Origin of the sequence: Flavobacterium soyae, assembly GCF_045348165.1 — a bacterium.
GTDB classification, from domain to species: Bacteria; Bacteroidota; Bacteroidia; order Flavobacteriales; family Flavobacteriaceae; genus Flavobacterium; species Flavobacterium soyae.
This window is the reverse complement of the sequence record NZ_CP150845.1, coordinates 4,050,678-4,070,036: the sequence shown is the minus strand read 5'-3', so window position 1 is coordinate 4,070,036 and position 19,359 is coordinate 4,050,678. Positions and strand designations below refer to the sequence as shown.

18 protein-coding genes and 1 riboswitch are annotated in these 19,359 nt (G+C 34.3%); of the genes, 4 read left to right on the top strand and 14 right to left on the bottom strand.

From position 1 onward, the window contains the following. Positions 1-275 precede the first annotated feature (275 nt). Positions 276-376, top strand: a riboswitch (SAM riboswitch). A 604-nt stretch (positions 377-980) separates the two neighbouring features. Next, positions 981-2,453: an aminotransferase class V-fold PLP-dependent enzyme gene (locus AABD74_RS17415; RefSeq protein ID WP_406843718.1), complete on the top strand. Its 1,473-nt coding sequence runs from the start codon at positions 981-983 to the stop codon at positions 2,451-2,453. A 181-nt stretch (positions 2,454-2,634) separates the two neighbouring features. Here the strand turns inward: AABD74_RS17415 and AABD74_RS17410 are convergent, their stop codons facing one another. Further along, positions 2,635-3,303, bottom strand: coding sequence for a response regulator transcription factor (locus AABD74_RS17410; RefSeq protein ID WP_232682024.1), 669 nt, complete (start codon positions 3,301-3,303; stop codon positions 2,635-2,637). Positions 3,304-3,403: 100 nt separating this feature from the next. On the opposite strand from AABD74_RS17410, the gene AABD74_RS17405 reads away from it, so the two are divergent. From AABD74_RS17405 to AABD74_RS17395, 3 genes are all read left to right on the top strand, one after another. After that, positions 3,404-3,640 (top strand): hypothetical protein, encoded by a 237-nt coding sequence (locus AABD74_RS17405; protein ID WP_232682023.1) that lies wholly within the window; start codon positions 3,404-3,406, stop codon positions 3,638-3,640. Between the two features lie 102 nt (positions 3,641-3,742). Continuing rightward, on the top strand, positions 3,743-5,776 hold the full coding sequence (locus AABD74_RS17400) for an ATP-binding protein (protein WP_406843717.1): 2,034 nt from the start codon (positions 3,743-3,745) through the stop codon (positions 5,774-5,776). A 167-nt stretch (positions 5,777-5,943) separates the two neighbouring features. Next, positions 5,944-6,546, top strand: coding sequence for a murein L,D-transpeptidase catalytic domain-containing protein (locus tag AABD74_RS17395; RefSeq protein WP_232682021.1), 603 nt, complete (start codon positions 5,944-5,946; stop codon positions 6,544-6,546). Between the two features lie 119 nt (positions 6,547-6,665). On the opposite strand, the gene AABD74_RS17390 is transcribed toward AABD74_RS17395, so the two are convergent. The 13 genes from AABD74_RS17390 to AABD74_RS17330 form a co-directional block, all read right to left on the bottom strand. Continuing rightward, positions 6,666-7,478 (bottom strand): SDR family NAD(P)-dependent oxidoreductase, encoded by an 813-nt coding sequence (locus AABD74_RS17390; RefSeq protein WP_406843716.1) that lies wholly within the window; start codon positions 7,476-7,478, stop codon positions 6,666-6,668. A 162-nt stretch (positions 7,479-7,640) separates the two neighbouring features. Further along, entirely contained in the window at positions 7,641-8,228 is a 588-nt protein-coding gene (locus AABD74_RS17385; RefSeq protein ID WP_232682019.1) for a TetR/AcrR family transcriptional regulator, read from the bottom strand. A 97-nt stretch (positions 8,229-8,325) separates the two neighbouring features. Further along, positions 8,326-8,808 (bottom strand): cupin domain-containing protein, encoded by a 483-nt coding sequence (locus AABD74_RS17380; RefSeq protein ID WP_406843715.1) that lies wholly within the window; start codon positions 8,806-8,808, stop codon positions 8,326-8,328. A 90-nt stretch (positions 8,809-8,898) separates the two neighbouring features. Then, a complete protein-coding gene (locus AABD74_RS17375) occupies positions 8,899-10,359 on the bottom strand; it encodes an FAD-binding oxidoreductase (RefSeq protein ID WP_232682017.1) in 1,461 nt (486 codons plus the stop codon). 26 nt (positions 10,360-10,385) lie between these two features. Then, positions 10,386-11,123: a hypothetical protein gene (locus tag AABD74_RS17370; protein WP_406843714.1), complete on the bottom strand. Its 738-nt coding sequence runs from the start codon at positions 11,121-11,123 to the stop codon at positions 10,386-10,388. Positions 11,124-11,167: 44 nt separating this feature from the next. Beyond that, entirely contained in the window at positions 11,168-12,187 is a 1,020-nt protein-coding gene (locus AABD74_RS17365; RefSeq protein WP_232682015.1) for a heme-binding protein, read from the bottom strand. A gap of 56 nt (positions 12,188-12,243) precedes the next feature. Continuing rightward, the gene (locus tag AABD74_RS17360; protein WP_053472730.1) at positions 12,244-12,606 is read right to left on the bottom strand and encodes a putative quinol monooxygenase; all 363 of its coding nucleotides are present in this window, start codon (positions 12,604-12,606) and stop codon (positions 12,244-12,246) included. Positions 12,607-12,801: 195 nt separating this feature from the next. Then, the gene (locus AABD74_RS17355; RefSeq protein WP_406843713.1) at positions 12,802-14,067 is read right to left on the bottom strand and encodes a ferritin-like protein; all 1,266 of its coding nucleotides are present in this window, start codon (positions 14,065-14,067) and stop codon (positions 12,802-12,804) included. Between the two features lie 5 nt (positions 14,068-14,072). Next, entirely contained in the window at positions 14,073-15,953 is a 1,881-nt protein-coding gene (locus AABD74_RS17350) for a GMC family oxidoreductase (protein WP_232682012.1), read from the bottom strand. Positions 15,954-15,971: 18 nt separating this feature from the next. Continuing rightward, a complete protein-coding gene (locus AABD74_RS17345) occupies positions 15,972-16,394 on the bottom strand; it encodes a sugar dehydrogenase complex small subunit (RefSeq protein WP_232682011.1) in 423 nt (140 codons plus the stop codon). 843 nt (positions 16,395-17,237) lie between these two features. After that, positions 17,238-18,479: an MFS transporter gene (locus AABD74_RS17340; RefSeq protein WP_406843712.1), complete on the bottom strand. Its 1,242-nt coding sequence runs from the start codon at positions 18,477-18,479 to the stop codon at positions 17,238-17,240. A gap of 3 nt (positions 18,480-18,482) precedes the next feature. Next, positions 18,483-18,695: a hypothetical protein gene (locus AABD74_RS17335; RefSeq protein WP_232682009.1), complete on the bottom strand. Its 213-nt coding sequence runs from the start codon at positions 18,693-18,695 to the stop codon at positions 18,483-18,485. Between the two features lie 10 nt (positions 18,696-18,705). Beyond that, positions 18,706-19,299 (bottom strand): TetR/AcrR family transcriptional regulator, encoded by a 594-nt coding sequence (locus AABD74_RS17330; RefSeq protein WP_232682008.1) that lies wholly within the window; start codon positions 19,297-19,299, stop codon positions 18,706-18,708. Positions 19,300-19,359: the final 60 nt, after the last annotated feature.

Sequence of the window (19,359 nt, the reverse complement as noted above, 5' to 3'; positions counted from 1 at the left end):
ATACGAATATATAAAATGGAAATGAAAACCTAAGCTTCAATAATGCTCAAAATTGTCTTTGGAATTTCGGTGAAAGCTTCAAAAGAATAAGGTTTTATAAGATATCACAGATCGTACTACGTTTGAAAATTTGAATTAATTTTTAATTTACTGAAAATCAATATCTTGTATTGGCTGTAAAAAGTTTTTTTAAATAAAAAGCAAAAAAGTAATTTAAAATACTACTAATTATGTAGAATTAGTATATATTTGTATCACAGAAAAATTCTGAATGATACTTATCCAGAAAGACTGAGGGAATAGGCCCTGTGAAGTCTTAGCAACCTGTTGCCGAATAAGGTGCTAAATCCTTCCCGCCTTGCGGGACAGATAAGAAAGATTGGCGCAAATCTGAATAAGGTCATCATTGTTGAAATTATTTATTTTTTAAAATGAAAACCAAACTACATTTTTTACAAGACAGTGACGAACTTTTGAATTCAATTTTCGAAGAATATAGTTTTACTGGTTTCCGAATGCGAAAGCATTAATTTCTCTCTAATTTCTTTTAAACACCATTTGCTGAAGGCTTTTTAATATTGACCTAAAGGAATTCAGGATGATAATTTAACATGGATGCATGTTTCTGATTTACTTTTCTGGAACAGCGCCATTGCTAAACTATATGGCGTAAGAGTTATTCCGGGAAATTATTTAGTCGATTCAAGAGGAATAATTGCAGCAAAAATCTTCATGAAGAAGAATTGCAATCAACGCTTAAATCACTTTTAGGGCAGACAGATTAGTTTTTTTAACACATAGAAACATAGATTATATTCTAAAAAAAAGAGATTATAAAAAATTTAGATTTTCACACATAGCTATGTTCTATGTGTGTTAAAACAAGTGAAACGCCTTTGAACACAAAGAAAAACTATGTTTGGATGTGTTTAAAAAAAATCAATCAATAATAAATTTAGTTAATTAAAATGATAAAGGAAATGAATGGTATTGAAACAACAACAAAGCCAGTAGAATTAGAGTGTTACTTCTCTAAATTTAGAGAAAATACAATAGGAGTAGATCACCGCTTTAAATCGGTTTATGGAAAGCAAAACCTGCTTTATGCAGACTGGGTTGCCAGCGGAAGATTATATGCACCAATTGAGGAAATTATGCTCAACAAAATTGGCCCAATGATTGCCAATACGCATTCACTTTCCAGCCAGACAGGAAAAACATCAACTTATGCTTATCAATATGCGAGAGATATAATTAAAAAATCTGTTAATGCCAATGGTTCTGATGTTTTGGTAACAACAGGAAGCGGAATGACGGCGGCTTTGTCAAAACTGCAAAGAATAATGGGTTTGCGAACGAATGATGCAGAAGACAAACCTGTTGTTTTTATAACACATATGGAGCATCATTCTAATCAGGTTTCATGGTATGAAACTAATGCCGATGTTGTGATTCTGCCTCCAGATGAAAATAATTTAGCCGACCCCAAAATTCTTTCTGAAGAAATTAAAAAATATGTTCACAGAAGCTTAAAAATAGGTTCGTTTACGGCTTGTTCAAATGTTACGGGAATTATTACGCCTTATCATGAATTAGCCAAAATCATGCATCAAAACGGCGGACTTTGTTTTGTTGATTTTGCAGCTTCGGCACCGTATGTCAAAATCGATATGCATCCAAAAGACCCAGAACAACAGTTAGATGCTATTTTCTTTTCTCCGCATAAATTTTTAGGCGGACCGGGAACCTGCGGTGTTTTGGTTTTTAACGAAAAATTATACAAAGCAGATTATCCTGATAATCCTGGCGGCGGAAATGTAAAATGGACAAATCCTTTAGGGGGATATTGTTATAGTGAGGTTATAGAAGTTAGAGAAGATGGCGGGACACCAGGTTTTCTACAAGTAATAAGGGCAGCTTTGGCTTTAGAATTAAAAGATAAAATGGGAGTTACAAACATTAAAAACAGAGAAAAAGAACTGCTTGCCGTTTGTTTTTCAAGACTTCAAAAAATAAGGGGTTTATCTATTTTAGGAGACTTAAAAACAGAAAGAATCGGCTGTGTTTCCTTTGTAATCGAAGATATTCATTATAATTTAATCGTGAGGCTTTTAAATGACCGTTTCGGCATTCAGGTTCGCGGCGGCTGGTCATGTGCAAGTACTTATGCGCATTATTTGTTTAATATAAACGAAAAGAAATCAGCCGTAATTACAAATGAACTTTTGGAGAAAAATCAAATCAATAAACCGGGCTGGGTACGTTTGTCACTGCATCCGATTATGACAAATGACGAGCTTATATTTATCTGCGATGCAATTGAGCAGGTTGCTTTGCATTATAAAAAATGGCAGAAAGATTACGAATATAATTCGGCAACAAATGAATTTGAAAACCCTGAAATTAAAGAAACTATAGCCGAAGAAGTAAATGAATGGTTTAAGTTATATTGAATGTTTAAATATATAGAAACACAGGTTTTTTTAGTTTGTATAAAGGTTAATCAATATTTGTCATTCTGAGTAATGAGGAATCGCACACGTAATTCTACAAAGATTGTCGATATTCTATACGGAGTTTCTAGTGCGGTTCCTCATGTGTTTTTGTTTGTGCTTCAAATTTTCTTTTTGAAGCTTATATTAGGCCTAACTGTCTCGCTTTATTAATAAGCTCAGTATCGCCGCCTTTTTCTAATAATAAATGGCTTTTAATATTTGCTTTTCGTTTTTCAATTGAACTCATTGAAAGCGGAATATGATTTGGAATATTAACGGTTTTAACGCCTTGCGACAGAAGAATTAAAATCTGGCTGTCATATTCATCCCAATTTAGGTTTCGATGCGTTAATTTCTTCTGAGATTTTACAATTTCATCACTGTAGATCATTTCTCCCATTAGAATCTTTTTGCAAATAGCAGGGAAGGATTCAAAATTAACTTCACTTTTTGATATAAACCCGTCGGGTGCTATACTTTTTACAATTCTGTTTACTATAAAGGCTTCTGTATGCATTGTTAGTAATAAAATTTTGCATGAAGGAAGTGCTTTCCTAATTATTAAAGCCAAATCAATACCATTGGCAATATTAAATTCTTCATAGGGAGGCAGATTAACATCCAGAATTGCAAAATCGAGTTTGGTGTTCTGCTTTTTAAGCAGCATTATTTTTTTATAGGCTGTCTCGCAATTGTATTCTTTTAGGAAGGTGGGTTCAATTGTATCAAAGCATTCATCAGACAGAAGGTTAACATAACTGTCTACCGTCATAGGATGATCATCAACAATTAAGATATTAAGTGACATTACAGTAAAATTTATGAAAAAGTAAACAATTTTACGGATTTTCCGTAAAATATGCAACTTTTTTAAATGTTTTTTTGCAAAAACATAAAAATAACATACCATGAAAAGTAAAGTAATTCGTATTCTTTTTGCAACGGCCTTAGTAATGAATTTATCTTGCACAGCTGATGATCTTGACAACCAAGATTTTAATTCAACCGAAAAAAAAAAATTAAGTGAGAGTGAAAGCAGTATAGATGAAGCTGCTAATTCAAAAACAATTGACTCTTTAATGGTCAGCCATAATTTGCAAATGAGTGCACCAGATGGAGATCCGCTAAATCCAAAAATTAAATAAAGCATGTTTTATCTTATTTTCCGAAGACTATAATACTGAAATTGAAGTATTATAGTCTTCTTTATTTATAATATATTTGAATTTAATTTATAAAGTATCATTTTGAGATTTAAATCGAAAATATATATTCCAATACTTCTATTAACAGCAGTAATTTTATTAGTGTTTTATAATAGACGAATTGAATTAAAAATCAGGAATCAAAATCAAAATACTTTTGATACGGAATACTTTAACAAAATTTCAGGAACAGAAAAAGAAAGGTATTTAGATTCGCTTGTTAGTGATTTAAAGTATCAAAAAAATGACTCTGCTGTTAGAAATTTATATTTAAAAGCAGGAGAGGAATATTATTATTTAAATAATATAAAAAAATCTCATTCATCCAGCTTAACGGCTTTAAAATTATCCAGAGAAGAAAACGATAGTTCCAGAATAGCAAAATCCCTTTATTTTATTGGTGACTGCTACGAAAGCACCCAAAAAGACAGTGCCTACTATTTTTATCTGCAGGCTCAAAAAATCTATCTAAAGATTCACGACTACAGCAAGTTAGGGCAAATGTATTTTAATAAAGCTTATGTCCTTTTTTATGATGGTAATTATGTAGAGTGCGAAGTAGAATTAACCAAAGGTCTCGAATATCTAAAAGATTCAAATAATATAAAATTGCTGTATTCATGCAATACCTTAATGGGGAATTGTTTAGAAAAGCTGTTTATGTACGACCAGGCTTTAAAATACCATCAGCTTGCGCTGCGAAATTTAAAAGCAATGAAAAAAAATAATACAGATAGTGATGAAGTAAATAATTTCAATATATCCTCTGTAATTAATATTTGTAATTTATATGATTTAAAGGGCGATTATTCTAAATCAATAATGGAATTAAAGCCTTTGCTGACTAAAGATTTAAGAAAGAACTGGCCTCGGTTTTATGCCATTGTTTTGTCTAATCTGGCTTATTCTAAAATGAAAAATAAAGAATATAAAAATGTTGAATCAATGTTTTTAGAGTCTTTAAAAATTGTAGACAGTTTGGGATACACTTCTGATGTTATGTATAAAAAAATTCATTTAGGAGAATTTTATCTGACACAAAAAGATTCTTTAAAATCCTTAAAAACGCTGCAGGAGGCTTATACAGTGTCCATTAAATTAAAAAATACTAACGAAACTTTAAATACATTAAAACTGCTTACGAGAATAGACAGCAGGAAAAGACTGTTTTATGCCAACCAATATATTGCAATAAGCGACAGTATAAACAGTATACAAAGCAGAACTAAAAATAAATACGCCAGAATTGAATATGAAACCGTAAAGGTTGAAGATGAAAATAAGGTTTTGACTAAAAAGAACTTTTATATTTTAATCTTTTCTTTTGCTTTGTTTCTCGCTTTGTCGGCAATTTCGGTAGCTATTTATTTAAAATATAAAAACAAAGAATTAAGATTTGTAAAACAGCAGCAAAGTGACAGTGACGAAATCTATCAGCTTTTGAGCGAACAGCAAAATAAAATTAATGCAGCAAAAGAAGAAGAAAAAAATAAAATTGCAAAGGAGCTTCATGATGGCGTAATGAACAAGGTATATGGAGTAAGAATGAATTTGGGTTTCTTTAATTCTAAAACAGACGAAAAAACGATAGAAAAAAGAAAGCAGTATATATTTGAATTACAGAATATTGAAAATGAAATCAGAACTATTTCGCATGATTTAAACCAGGATTCTTTTTTAGAAAGCAATGACTTCAATACGTTATTATCTAATTTAATTAAAAGCCAAAACGAGATCAGTAAAACAGAGTTTAATTATTTTGTAGATGAAAGATTTGAATGGGAGCAGGTGCAGAATATTTATAAAATAAATTTTTACCGCATTATTCAGGAAGCGCTTCTAAATATTCATAAATATGCCAAAGCCTTAAAAGTCGATGTAAAAATAGATTTGATTGATAAAGATGTTTTGCAATTATCGATTATTGATGACGGTGCTGGCTTTGATATCAATACAGCAAAAAGAGGAATTGGCTTATCTAATATAAAAGAGAGAACCAACTCTTTAAAAGGAAACTTCGAAGTAAAATCTAAACCGGGCGAAGGCACCGAAATCATTGTAACTTTTACTATTTAATTGAAAAATAAAGAGATAAAAAAATAAGTCTTATTTTGTTGCTCTTCAGACTTTTAGATGTCTTTTTTTGATTTAATGCAGACTAATTTTGCTTTGTTAATTTGATTTAAAATAAAACAAATCAAATTAATGAAATTTTGACTTTACATTAAATTAAAATACTTGTCATGAAAATATACAGCTTAATTTTTTTATTTTTTACAATTAGTTTTTTTGGAAATCCTGTTGAGATTAAAAATGATAATCCGCCCTTAAGCCCGGAAATGGAAAGACTTAATGCGGAACTTTTGGATGTGAGAGCAATGATTAAAAAAAATGCTTCTTATAATACAAAGATTGCCTTCTTTATCGATATGAGAATTAAATCTGGTAAAAACAGATTCTTTGTCTACGATTTAGAAAAAGATGAAATTATAGACCAAGGACTAGTTGCAAACGGTTTTGGTTCTGAAACTAATGTTAGAGGAGAATTAAAATTTAGTAATGAACCCAATTCAAAATGTACATCATTAGGAAAATATATTGTGGGTAAATCGTATAGAGGAATGTTTGGTAAATCTTATAAATTAACCGGTTTAGATGAAACAAACAGTAATGCTGCAAAAAGAGCAATTGTATTGCACTCTTATTCAGCAGTTCCAAATGAAGAACAAGATTATTATATAGCAAACAGCCACGGATGCCCAATGGTGAGCGAAGCGTTTTTTAAGAAATTAGAAAAAATAATAGACAGCTCGAAGTCTAATATTATTTTGCATATCTATTATTAAATTATGAATTATAAGTTATGTGTTTTGAAATATGAGTTTTGAGTTTTTAAGTTTGAGTTATGGATTATAGGTTATGAGTTTCAACTTCTAACCCATAACTCTTAACTTATAAAAAAGGGTTAACCGTGAGCTGCAACAGATACATCAGCCCATTCTTCCCAGGTTTTTAGTTTTTGCTCATATGTTTGTTTTGCAAATGGTAAAGCTATTTTTCCTAAAAATAAACGTAAAGGCGGGTTTTCAGCTTCAACTAATTTAATGATTGCAGGAACTGTCGCGCTTACTTGTCCAAAACTATCTGGATCGTGTCCGTCTGCAAGTGCTTTTTTGATTCCGTCATAAACAGGAATACTCTCGCTGTGAAATCCGTTGCCCCAAATATCAGTATAATAACCATTTGGTTCAACCAAAGAAACATTGATTCCGAATTGTTTTACTTCAGATGCCAAAGTTTCGCTTAAACCTTCAACAGCAAATTTTGAAGCATTATAAAGTCCGATAACAGGTAAAGTTGCAATTCCTAAAATAGACGAAACCTGAATAATGTGTCCGCTTTTTTGGTTTCTCATAATTGGTAAAACAGCTTGTGTTAACCATAAAGTTCCAAAGAAATTAGTTTCAAATTGTGCTCTTGCTTCTGCTTCGCTTGTTTCTTCTACAGCACCGTTTAAAGCATAACCTGCGTTATTGATTAAAATATCAATTGTTCCGAAATGATTTTTTACTTTTTCAACGATTGCAAATGAATCGTCGCGTTTATTAACATCAAGTTTTAGTGGTAAAAGTGCGTCTCCGTATTTTGCTTTTAAATCGTTTAATGTATCGATATTTCTCGCTGTTGCAGCTACTTTATATCCTTTTTCTAAAAATGCTTCTGTCCAGGCTTTTCCAAATCCTTTTGATGCTCCGGAAATTAAAATTGTTTTTGACATGATTTCTTAAATTGTTAATTGTTAATTGTTAATTGTGAATGATCTTATTTTTATTGGTATTATAATTTTTATTGCGATTGATATTGAAATTGAATTTGTTTTTTGACATTGAAATTGTTATTTATAAATATGACTGATCGGTCATTTTTTTGATAAAAAAAATTAGATACTGTTTTGGTCTATTAAATTTTTTAGGGTCCTGATAATGACTTGCATTTTATCATTATTTCCAGACATTCTTGACATTAAATGTCCGCCTTCGAGCATGGCAAAGATTACAGTTGCAAAATCAGCTGGTTTTAAATCAGGTTTAAATTCGCCGTTTGCAATTCCATTTTCGATAATGCCGGAAAGCTGCACTTGACCGGAACGAATGGCGCTATTGACTTTCTCTTTTACGATTGGGTTGGTATCATCGGCTTCCGTTCCAAAATTTAATAACGGACAGCCTCCAATAACCGGCGGCTGAAGTGCATCACTAAAGAAATCTATATAAGCAAATAATTGTTCCTTTGATGTTTTGGTTTTACTTAATGCTGTTTGAAGTTTAGCTGTTAAAACTTTTACATTATGATCGACAGCGGCACAGGCAAGTACTTCTTTATTTTCAAAATGTACGTACATACTTCCTTTAGACAGTTTGGTTGCTTCCATAATATCGCTCATAGAAGTAGCTGCTATCCCTTTTGTATTAAAAATAGGAGCGGCTTTTTCTAAAATAAATTGTCTAGTTTCTTCACCTTTTGCCATGATAGGTTTTATTTAACGGTACAAATATATGACCGATTGGTCATATATACAAACAAAAAAAAAGAATATTTTTTAAAAAATTTCAAAATGTGCCTGTTTATGAGGGATTTGTAAGGGCAGTAATTAGTTTTTTATGTTCAGGATATTGGGCAATTAAGGTATCACGATCTCCTAAAAAGTAATTATTAGGATTAAAAGGAGGTGCCATCGATACGCCCATTAAACTCCAGGAATCTTTACTTTTAATTCTTGACCCAATCCAGGTTCCGCCCGGAATTACTTTCATAGGTTTTCCGCCTTTGGCAATATCATTACTAAAAATGCAGACTTCAGATTTTGGTGTATGACCTTCAGGATATAATAAAAGCATTTCTACAGGCTTTCCGGCATAAAAATGATACAGCATATCTCCTGTAACTTTATGCATAATAGAGCAGCGGGAATTATCCAGAAAATAATAAATGGCACTGCAAGGAGAGTTTTCTACAGGCGGAATAGGGTAAGTATTGGCAAAATAACCGCCTTCGGTACTGTTTAACTGCAAATTGAGCAGTCTAATTATTTCAGATGCTGGTGACATAATATTGATATTTAATTGGTTAGTTTAATTTTAAATAGTAAATCCCCGAAGATTTATACTAAAACTTCGAGGATTTGAATTAGTAAGGAATTATACTCTGGTTCGGTTTATTGGGCTGATGTCTGTAAGCTTTTTTGTTGGATTAAATGGTGAACCAACGCTTTGCTGAAAATTAAAGTAGTTGTTTGGGTCCACTTTCTTTTTAATTTCTAAAAGACGTTTGTAATTGCTTCCATAATATTGCTGTGCCCAGTTGTGCTGCAAAGGATCAATATAGTTTACATAAGCTCCTGTAGCATTTCCGGCATCAGATAATCTTTCGAAGAATTCATAAGCCCATTCAACATTTTTCAGCGTGTCGCCAGGTTTGTCTAAATCCCAGATGGCTTTAATTTCCGGAATAAAACGACTGTTTCTGTGTACATAGGCCGTTGCATCGGCAGCAACATTTTCGATTGCACCGCCGGCATGTGTCCAAACAGCAAAACTTTCTGCAGATGGAGCTTTGCTCATTGAATCCACAATAACCTTTGCTACTTTATTGTTCATTCCGCCTTTTGGAAGAACGGTAGAACGGATGTACGAACTTCTTCCGGCAACTCTTGTGGTGTAACCGTTGTAGAATTCCCAATCAGGAAGCGTCATATTAAACAAATCGGCATTAATTGGTTTTAGTTTCAAAAGCCCCTGAAGCAAATCAATTCCTTCGGCACCATCACCATTAAAAACCGGAGTTAAGCCCAGCACTTTTACATTGGTCGTTTTATCAATTAGGTCTTTTTGATTTCCCATAAAACCATAAACAGCCATTGCATTTGGTACGGTTTCAACCCAGTCGTTGTAGTAGCCTAAAACATCTTCGGCCATTTCCAGCGGGTATCGAATTTGTCCCACTAACATTTTTTTGCTTAATGGTTTACGAACTCTCATTTCCATTTCGACTACAATACCAAAGTTTCCGCCGCCACCGCCAGAACAAGCCCAGAAAAGATCAATATCTTCTGTAGATGTACTGTGTACACCAATGTGACGTAATTCGCCATCTGGAGTAACGATTTTTAAACTTTCAAGATTATCGATACTCATTCCGTACGAACGGGAAACAAAACTATAACCGCCGCCAAGCATAAATCCCGGAGGTGCAACAGTAGGGCAGCCGCCTCCCACAGGAATTAATCCTGTATTGGTTGCCTGCATGAATTTGTAAACATCGTACCAGATTACGCCCATTTCTGCCGTAACGGTTTCTTTTTTAGGATTGAATGTAATTCTGTTTAAATTTTTCATTGCAATTACAACACCGCCTTCATTAAGACAATATCCGGCAGCACTGTGTCCGCCGCCTTTTATTGAAAATGGAAGATTATTAGTGATGGCAAATTTTAATCCCAGTCTCACATCTTCAACTACGGCAGGAAAAATGATTAAACGAGGTCTGAATTGAATTCGTCCGTTATCAATTTTTATAACTTCTTCATATTCTGAATCTCCGGGCTGAAGCACATAGCCGCTCAGTTCACGGACTAATTCCTGAATTGCTGTTTCTATCATGATTTTAGTTTTTTTTGGTTAATTTTTTATCTGGTAAGCGAATACACTTTTGACTGATATTTTATATAAGAATCAAAAATGTACGTGTTGTCAATCATTCCGGCTGCTGCAGGAAAAAAATCTTCGTGCTTTTTGCTTGTCAGATAATCATCGTACGCTTTTTTACTTTCGTAGATAATTGAAACCGCAACATCAAAATTTCGAACAGAAACATTTCTTTTAATGTCTGTTAATCCTCCGGTTGTAAACAGTTGAATTCCCGGATGTCCTGATAAATATTCTACACAGATATCCGTAAACTTTTTAATGTTTTCCGGCGATTTATCTTTTAGAGAGAAATACAGGTCATGAAACATACTTTGCGGATAATTTCCATCGGCACCAATAGTTTGTGGTTCTGATGAATTTCCGCCAATAATAAGATTCGTAACATAAGCATCCATAACTCGTCTTGTTGTGCCCGGAACCCATCTGTTTACATCGATAACAAATTGATTGTGTGCAGAATCATTTGAGTTATAGATATTAAAAGCATCTTCGTTTACAAAAAGCTGATGCATGGCAATGTCATAATTAAGATCATTTTCAGGGCGGATCATATCATCTGCTCTTATGCCAATCCAGAACGAAATCATTCCAACAGATTCAGAAAGGTATTGTCTGGCTTCGGCCATATAGGCTTCTACAATGCCTTGAGTATTACTAGTACCCAAATTGAAGTACGTGCTGTGCAGCAACATGGGTGCGTTATTTGAATTTTCCATTTTGAATTTCTTTTAAATGTTTTTAGTTGATTTTTCTTCAGAATTTATTGCTGAAGACGAAGTGTTGCTACTGAAATATGAGGCCATTTAATTTCGACAACGCTTCCATCTGGGGCAAAAACGGGGAAATCAAGGATTACGGTTTGTGTATACTGCAATTGAAAGAATTTTGAACCATCTTCATTTTGAACGGTTTCTATCCAAAAAATTGCCGAAAGACTATTGGCATTGGCATTTACATTTACAAACGGAATGTTTGTAATCCCGCCAACAGGAGCAGTTGCGCCAGGAGTTGCCACGCCGTCAATTGGGTTTGCATCTAAAAAGATTACGACTGTTTCAATAATATTTTGTCCTTTAATGGCATTTTCCAAAAGGATATTCGGGTTCATAATTACTTCTTTTGGAATTCCCGGAGGAGGAACGGCATTTACCAATTGTGATAAATAAGTTTCGCTGGTATCGTTTACTCTTTTTCCGTTTACAATAAAAAATGGAGTAGGATCTGCCACTTCAAATTGCGGCGGGCCGTTTACAGTAAAAAAAGTTCCTTGAGCTAAAATGGAATCTCCGTGCGGAATTGAACCTAATCTGGCGATACTTGGCTGTACCGCCGGATCAGTGCCGCTTGGAAGATTTAAGAATAATCCCGTTTCTAAATGAATTCCGTTTTGACCACTTGGAAGATTTACATCGTCTACTTGCTGTAAGTAATGCAGTCCTTGAAAAGTTATATCAGATTGTGCGTTTCCGCGATTGATAATATCACCTCCAATGGATGAAAAAGTAAAAGTTTCTGCCGTTGAATTTAATATGATTTTAAATTTATCAGCCGGCGGCGGACCCGGTTTTGCCTGATTCATATTTGGAACTTCAATGATATTGAATCCCGGGCCAACCCAAGTTCCAACTAATGATTGTAATACACCAAGATTAACTGGGGCAGTTTCTACAGCTTCGGCTTTAAATTTTGATTTAAGTCCTTTATTGACTGTTTTTGTTTCCAGCTTTTCTAAACCCGACAGGTTCAGATTTGCTAACGGATTGTTTTGTTCTAATGCCATTTTATTTTTTTTGAATTGATTTTGTTTTTGATAGGGTATAAAATTGTTTAGAGGATTTAAAGTGCTTTTCGGCTAAATCCCTGAATCTGAAATAATACTTCAGTGGTCATGAAAACATTTGGCGGTGTACTAAAATCACTTAGAAATAAATCGCCGTAAGTTTTTACAAATTCTGTGAATATGGGACCGTTTACATGTTTAAAAAAGGCATCCTGATTTTCATAAACTTCCCAAAAAATAACCTGACCCTGTGGCGGGGTCGGAAGACTTTTTTGGTTGAAATCTGGAACGTGAACCATATACAATAAAGTTTCCGGTTCGTTTTCCTGAACATCTTTTGCCAATTGAATTAAAGCAGTTTTTGCTTTTTCTTCATTTCCGGGCAGAATGGTCCATTTTGCTTCAAGTGGGTAATACATAGTTTTTTGAATTATTAGTTATTAGTTATTAGTTATTAGTTATTAGTTATGTGTAGATGTGCCGTTAGGCACAAAATATCGGTAGAAAATATAAGTTGAGAATAAGTTCAGCGTGCCGTAGGTACGCTACAAACAAAGTACAATTGCGAATGCCGATATTGAGTGTCTAACGACACATTTACACCATTATTCGTATTACACTTCTACATATTCAAATGTTGGCCCTGCGCATTCGCCATTTTCAAGCGGAATGTTTAGTAATTCCAGCGCTTTGTATTTAAGTTCATACATTACTGTAATTCCTTTAATAAGAAGGTCAGGTTCACCGCTTACCGCATCGTTAATTCCGTTTAGAAGCTGTACATATACTTTGTTAAAGTCTTTGGCTTTTTCCAGCAATTCAGGATTATGTTCGTAATCTTTCATTTTTGGATTTGCTTTCATGTTATAAACAGAAGACCAGCTTACTGTAAATGGCTTACCTGTTGGAATACTTTTTACAGGCATTTGAAAATTGGTATCATTGGCGCTGTACATTCTTCCAAAACAGATTTCCTGAAACTTGAAATAATGTGCATATTCAATATCTTCTCCAAACAAAACCTGCTCCGTTGCAATAGTTCCGTCGATACCTTCACCTTGGCCTACGATTTCTCCAATCGCTTCTTCGGCATCTTCATAGGTTACTACTTTTGTGATTTTACCGCCGCTTCCATAATAATGTTCAGGAGTAATCTGGCGTTTTGGATCTCCAATAAAAATTCCGCCCGGAGTTGTTTGATTTAAGCGAAGCAAACCATAACGAATCGCTTCATAAAACTGGCCGATACTATCAAAATGTCCGGTAATTGGAGCTTTAGGATCAGAAGGTCTCTCGATTGTTGAAAATTCATCTATTGCTTCTCTGGAGAATTTTAGAAGATGAACCTCAAAAGGCGGCGATCCTTTAGGAACTTCCGGAACAATACCGCCCGGAAGCGGAGTAGGGTAAACTGGAATAATATCTTTTACATTAAAAAGTTTATCGCCTTTTTTTATCGTTTTTGGATCTGTAATGGCATTAAGAATATTTGAAACCAAAACCATGTGCAGCATTTCTTCCACAACAACGCTTCTAATAAGTGCTGCCGCTTCGACATTGCTGCCTTCTTTAATAGTATAAAGTCCGCATAAATAAGGAGGAATCGTTGAAAGCTCTAATTGTAAAGCGGTTCTAAGACAATCCTGAAGATGTTTAAGGTCTTTGATGTAATTTTTTACATCTTTCTTAGCCATTTTCAACGATGTTTTCAATGTACTTTTTTTGGCTATTGCAGGTGCGTCGGCATTGAATTCATTATCAGCAATAAAGACATTATCTGTAGCAACGGAGTAAACCTCTTCGTTAATATCCAGATCAGCAATTGGTTTGATTAGCTTTTGACGATTTGGATTGTTCTTTTGAAATAATTTATTTTCCATAATTGTTATTGTTCAAGTTGTTGAAGAATAGCTTCTGCCGCTTTAAAAGTTAGGGCAGACATAGTTAAGGTTGGGTTTGAAGTTCCAAGGGTTGGCATATTTCCACAGCCAGCCAAGTACAAGTTTTCGTGATCCCATGTACGCATGTTAGCATCAACAACAGAATCTTCTTTTGAGAATCCCATTCTGTGCGTTCCAACAATGTGTCCGGCACCAGCAAAAGTGTAGCCTTTGCCTTTGTAAGTCACATAATCAGCATCTGAAGCCGGATTGTATGAAGTAAAATCTTCGATACCGCATTGGCTGAACATTTGCTCAGAAACAATTCCCGATGCTTCAAAAGCTTTTAGCATATATTCTGTTGCTTTATAATGAATTACAGGTCTGTAATTGCCAATGTTATCTTTGTATTCAGGATCAATTGTTACACGGTTATCAGGATCTGGAGCCTGTTCGCATTCGAAGTGTGTAAAGAATTGTCTTGTAACCAGATTTTCGATTTTGGCGCGAAGTTCTTTTCCAATAATGCCTTCATTAACGGCATTAATAACATCAGTTCCAGGCGATCCGGTTGGCCATGCCCAGCCCCAGTTGTCCAGCGGTAAAATCCATGCGGCGTGGTTTTTACGAAAATCTCCATCTCTAAAAGTTGGAATGTTAGAAGTAGAACCCGGACCACGATACGGATAAATAGGATCTTTTGATAATCCCCATCTTAAAACCGTCATGTGATCCATCAAATTACGTCCAACCTGATCGCTGCTGTTTGCCGCTCCTGACGCTAATAATAATTTAGCATTTTCAATCGCACTGCAGGCCATTACATACAATGTTCCTTTTGCCGTATGTGTTTCGTATTCAGTAGAACTTCCTTTGATGTAGGTTTTGTATTCAACACCGTTAATCCAGTTTGAAGTTTCGTTGATTAACAATCTAGAAGCCACGGCTTGTGTTTTTACGACAAGATTTCCCATGTCGCATTTTCTAAATGTTTTTAAGGCATTGTATTTCGCCTGAACCGGACAAATTGGTACGCAGCTTGCATTTCCTTCGCAGCGCTGACCTGTATATTGATCCCAGTTTGAGCCAACAGGGTTATAATCTTCAGCATCATTTTTAATAAGTTCCAATGTTTTTGCAGCAGGATTCCATTCTACACCGCTGATATTGTAATTAAGATTCGGAATTGAATTTCGTCCTTGCGGTGTACTGATACAAGACAATTCGTAAGTTTTGCCATTAAGTTTAATTTTATTGTTTTTATCAATTACCTTTTTCATTACGCCGTCAAGGTAACTTGTCGGAATGCCTTTCATTGGAAACACATAATCTTTACCGAAAATGTTTTTTTCTTTGATAGGATAATGCTGATCTTCTACATTTCCTGAAACGCCAATTTCGTTTTCGGCCATTTGATAATAGCGGGACATATCTTCATATTTGATAGGCCAGTCTACACCAACACCGTATTTAGATTTCATTACAAAATCGTTTGGCAGCATTCTAAGTGTAGTTCCAAGCCAGTGCAGTGTTGTTCCGCCCGGTGCTCTGGTATTATCACTTGCAAAAGGAAGCGGTCCCATCTGCACCAAATATCCTTTTGTTGAAGGTTCGTTTTTTGGGATTTTCTGAATGTCAAGAACATTTATAGATGGAGCATCTTTTATGTTCGGATAAGGTGAATTCGGAACTTTTGCAGAAGCATTATAAAACGTATTAAGATAATCCTGATAGTTTTTATAATTAGCATCCTGATCCATTGCTATACCTGCAGAAAGACCTGCTTCCAGCATTAAAACTTTTTTACCTGCATTGGTAAGAACCTTTGCTATTATTGATCCGGCAATACCAGAACCAACAATTACTACATCATAATTATTTTCCATTTGATGATTACCTTTTTGTTATGAATTTTTTACTGTAAGCGGACGTTCTGCCCATGAACCGTAACCAGGTTGTTTTGCTCCCGGCGGATGTGTATGTGCCGCATTCCACATAAGCCCCTGAATGTAAGAAGCTGATGATACTACATCGTTGCCCCAATTTCCGGTATACCAAAGGATAATGATGTTTTTTGCTAATCCGTTGTAAGCTGAAGCAGCCATGAATTGTGAGGCTAAAGCAGCTTCAATGTTTTTTTTGGACTTGTCATTTAAAAGCGCATGAACATCAAGAAAGAAATAATCTATGTCTTGTTTGTCCATGTTTTTCTGGATCGTGTTGTAGTAGGTTTCCAGCATTCCGGTTGCTTTGAGTTCAGTTTTACTGAAACCCGTAAGAAGCGCCGAAACCTCTAAAAAGAGTTTAATGTGGGAATTAGGTTCCATGATGTTAGTTTTTGAGAATTAAAGGGTTAAACATTGTTGTTATTGATTAGTTTTTTTGATATAACATGTTTAAGTCCAATATACTAACATAAGTACGTTGTGTATAGATGCAGTGATTCCTCCAAAAGTAAAGGCTGGCTTGTACCATTGGCTGTTTCAGCAAGTTTTGAAGCATAAGTATTAGCAGCTTTACTTTGCCTCGATACAGTAGTATTAGTTTTTATATTGAGCTTGTTTTTTTAAACTAAAGTTACCGCAGATCTATAGGAGCTATTGATAAATTGACATAGGAGTAAGATTTTATGTCACAAAAGCGATTTTTTTTGGTACTAAAACTTTTATAATGTTAGATTAGTTGTTAAAAGTTTGAAAAATTAACATTAGCTTAAAGATTATAACATATTGAAATTGAGTTTTCTATGAGGTTATAATTAGTGTCGGATGTAAAAAGAGTTTTTATTCGGCTGGGTTATAAGCATAAAAAGGCTGTTTTAAAAATCGAACAACCTCTATGTTATTTTAGATGTTTGTATGTTCTGTAAGAACATTTCATTGGTAGAAAATTACATTGTTATAACGGGTTACGTTCCGTAGGAACGTTTGATTTAGACATTGTTTTTAATAATCTGACCTATCAAACGTTCCTACGGAACGCAAATGTGGCTGGTTTTTATTTTTTCTACCTATGAAACATTCCTATGGAATGATAAATCTGACATCAAAAAGTGACCAATTAAGTCACTAAAGACTAACAAAAGATTTATAACAAAAAAGCTGCCTCGAATTTTGAGGCAGCTCTTTACTATTTGTGAATTTGTTTAATTCTGAAGAATAAAATTCAGATTAAAGTTTATTCGTTTTGGTATCAACAATTTTACTTACTCTAAATACTAAAAAGATAGTAAGTAACATAATTCCAGAAGCCGTCATTGCCAGAATATCATAATGTTCTAACGGTGCATAGCTGTCTTTTTGATAAATGATTAATCCGGCAATTACAGCACCAAAACCTCCGGCCATTTGTTGTAAAGAGGAGTTAATACTCATAAATGCACCACGATCCTGAGGATCTGGAATAGCAGAGGTTAAAGTCGTTGACGGAACCATTCTGCTCATTATTGCTGCCATCATAAATACATTGATAAGCAGTACAATCCAAAATGGAGTTGGGCCAAATTGAGCGTAAATGTTTATTAGAATCACAGCAGATATTGTAGCTAATGCAAAGATTTTAAATTTATTTACTTTATCGCTTAATTTACCAATAAAAGGCATTGTAATTAAAGTTGCAATTCCGGTAATCATAAATAATAATGGCAACTGCTCATTTGTTACTTTAAGGTTGTTGATGGCAAACGCACTTCCGAAAGGCATCATCATAAAACCTCCAATAGAAAGCAGGGCAGTAGCTAAAAATCCAACCTGATAATTCTTTTTAGAAATAGTATGTATCAAATGTTTCAAGGCTGTTTTTTCTTGTTTCAAATGTAAGTGCTCCGTAACAGGTTTTAATTTTACATATAAAATTATTGTGATAATAGCCGCCATCGCTGCGATCCATAAAAACGGAACGTGCCAGCCCCAGGCATTTGCAATGTATAAACCAATCGGAATTCCGAGAACCTGACTCACACCAAATCCCATTTGGATAAATCCCATTACTTTACCTCTTTGCTGCAGGCTGAATAAATCGGCCACAATAGCAAGAGAGATAGAACCAATTACACCGCCAAATAATCCGGTGAAAACGCGCGCCGCAACCAGCAGAAAAAAGTTTGGTGCCAGGGCGCAGAATAAAGTTCCGATTGTAAATCCGATGTAAAAGAAAAGCAGTAATTTTTTTCGGTCGAATTTATCTGCAAAACCAGCCGTAAGCAATCCGGAAATTCCGGCACTAAAAGCGTAAGCAGAAACGGCAATACCAAATTGAGATGCCGTAATTTTTAATGTTTTAATCATAATATCCCCAAGCGGCGACATTACCATAAAATCGAGTACAACTGTAAATTGTGTCATGGCTAAAAGAAATATTACCAGTTTTTGATAGCCATTAAAACTGGGTGCGATAGTTTGTTTTTCGTTCATATATTATTGTAGTTCTCTGCAGTCAAAATTGTGAAAATTCAATAAATCAATAATTTGATCTGCATTTAGTTTTTCGCTTATAATTCTTAATACACAATCAATATCTTCCTGATCAATACTCCATTGCAGTATAGATTTGTTTGCGTCTAAAAAGGTTGCGATTTTGTTTTTACAAGTTTCTGTTTTTACATTAGTTGCAAATATCAATACATTCATAACATAAAATTTAAGGTGTTAATGCTTTAATTACTAAGCGAAAAGCTTCTTGTTGTATTTCATTTGTTAATTTAAATGGAGTGGTGCCCCCAAGTCCTTTCCCTTTTTCATGAAAACGAAGTAAATTGTACAACGGGCCATAAGCAATACTCCAGAAAACCTCTTTTGATACGGGTACGATTTCTTTTCTTTCGATTGCTCCATGCAAAAACTTCGTCATGATTTCTTTGAGTTCAATCAAACTTTCGTTAACGATATATTCACCATAATTAGAATTTTGAAGAATTTCCCAGCAGGCAATTTTATCAGTGTTTTTCAGCATAAACTCTGATCTGTTTTCCCATTGCTTGGCGAGTCCTACTGCAAAAGGCATATCAGGCGAGAAATCTTTAAGCGAGCTTTTAAAAAAGTAAGTGCCCATTTCAGTTCCAATTTTTTTAATTAGATCTTCTTTGTCAGCATAATAAATATAAAGTGTTGCTACAGAAATACCGCATTCTTTGGCAAGTTTGTTCATTGCAAAGCCTTCGATGCCATACTTTACAATCATTTCTATAGTTTTTTCTTTAACTAATTCTTCTTTATTAATGTCTCTTGTTCTCAAATGAAAGGATTTTTATATTGAATTGATCACAAAGATATAATAATAAATGAATGTTTGTTT

Excerpts from the sequence above, each read along its gene's own strand:
- AABD74_RS17410 (WP_232682024.1), bottom strand. The coding sequence starts at position 3,303 with ATGTCACTTAATATCTTAATTGTTGATGATCATCCTATGACGGTAGAC.
- AABD74_RS17355 (WP_406843713.1), bottom strand. The coding sequence starts at position 14,067 with ATGGAAAATAAATTATTTCAAAAGAACAATCCAAATCGTCAAAAGCTA.
- AABD74_RS17380 (WP_406843715.1), bottom strand. The coding sequence starts at position 8,808 with ATGTCACCAGCATCTGAAATAATTAGACTGCTCAATTTGCAGTTAAAC.
- AABD74_RS17350 (WP_232682012.1), bottom strand. The coding sequence starts at position 15,953 with ATGGAAAATAATTATGATGTAGTAATTGTTGGTTCTGGTATTGCCGGA.
- AABD74_RS17385 (WP_232682019.1), bottom strand. The coding sequence starts at position 8,228 with ATGGCAAAAGGTGAAGAAACTAGACAATTTATTTTAGAAAAAGCCGCT.
- AABD74_RS17335 (WP_232682009.1), bottom strand. The coding sequence starts at position 18,695 with ATGAATGTATTGATATTTGCAACTAATGTAAAAACAGAAACTTGTAAA.
- AABD74_RS17345 (WP_232682011.1), bottom strand. The coding sequence starts at position 16,394 with ATGGAACCTAATTCCCACATTAAACTCTTTTTAGAGGTTTCGGCGCTT.
- AABD74_RS17375 (WP_232682017.1), bottom strand. The coding sequence starts at position 10,359 with ATGATAGAAACAGCAATTCAGGAATTAGTCCGTGAACTGAGCGGCTAT.
- AABD74_RS17390 (WP_406843716.1), bottom strand. The coding sequence starts at position 7,478 with ATGTCAAAAACAATTTTAATTTCCGGAGCATCAAAAGGATTTGGAAAA.
- AABD74_RS17415 (WP_406843718.1), top strand. The coding sequence starts at position 981 with ATGAATGGTATTGAAACAACAACAAAGCCAGTAGAATTAGAGTGTTAC.
- AABD74_RS17340 (WP_406843712.1), bottom strand. The coding sequence starts at position 18,479 with ATGAACGAAAAACAAACTATCGCACCCAGTTTTAATGGCTATCAAAAA.
- AABD74_RS17395 (WP_232682021.1), top strand. The coding sequence starts at position 5,944 with ATGAAAATATACAGCTTAATTTTTTTATTTTTTACAATTAGTTTTTTT.
- AABD74_RS17370 (WP_406843714.1), bottom strand. The coding sequence starts at position 11,123 with ATGGAAAATTCAAATAACGCACCCATGTTGCTGCACAGCACGTACTTC.
- AABD74_RS17405 (WP_232682023.1), top strand. The coding sequence starts at position 3,404 with ATGAAAAGTAAAGTAATTCGTATTCTTTTTGCAACGGCCTTAGTAATG.
- AABD74_RS17365 (WP_232682015.1), bottom strand. The coding sequence starts at position 12,187 with ATGGCATTAGAACAAAACAATCCGTTAGCAAATCTGAACCTGTCGGGT.
- AABD74_RS17360 (WP_053472730.1), bottom strand. The coding sequence starts at position 12,606 with ATGTATTACCCACTTGAAGCAAAATGGACCATTCTGCCCGGAAATGAA.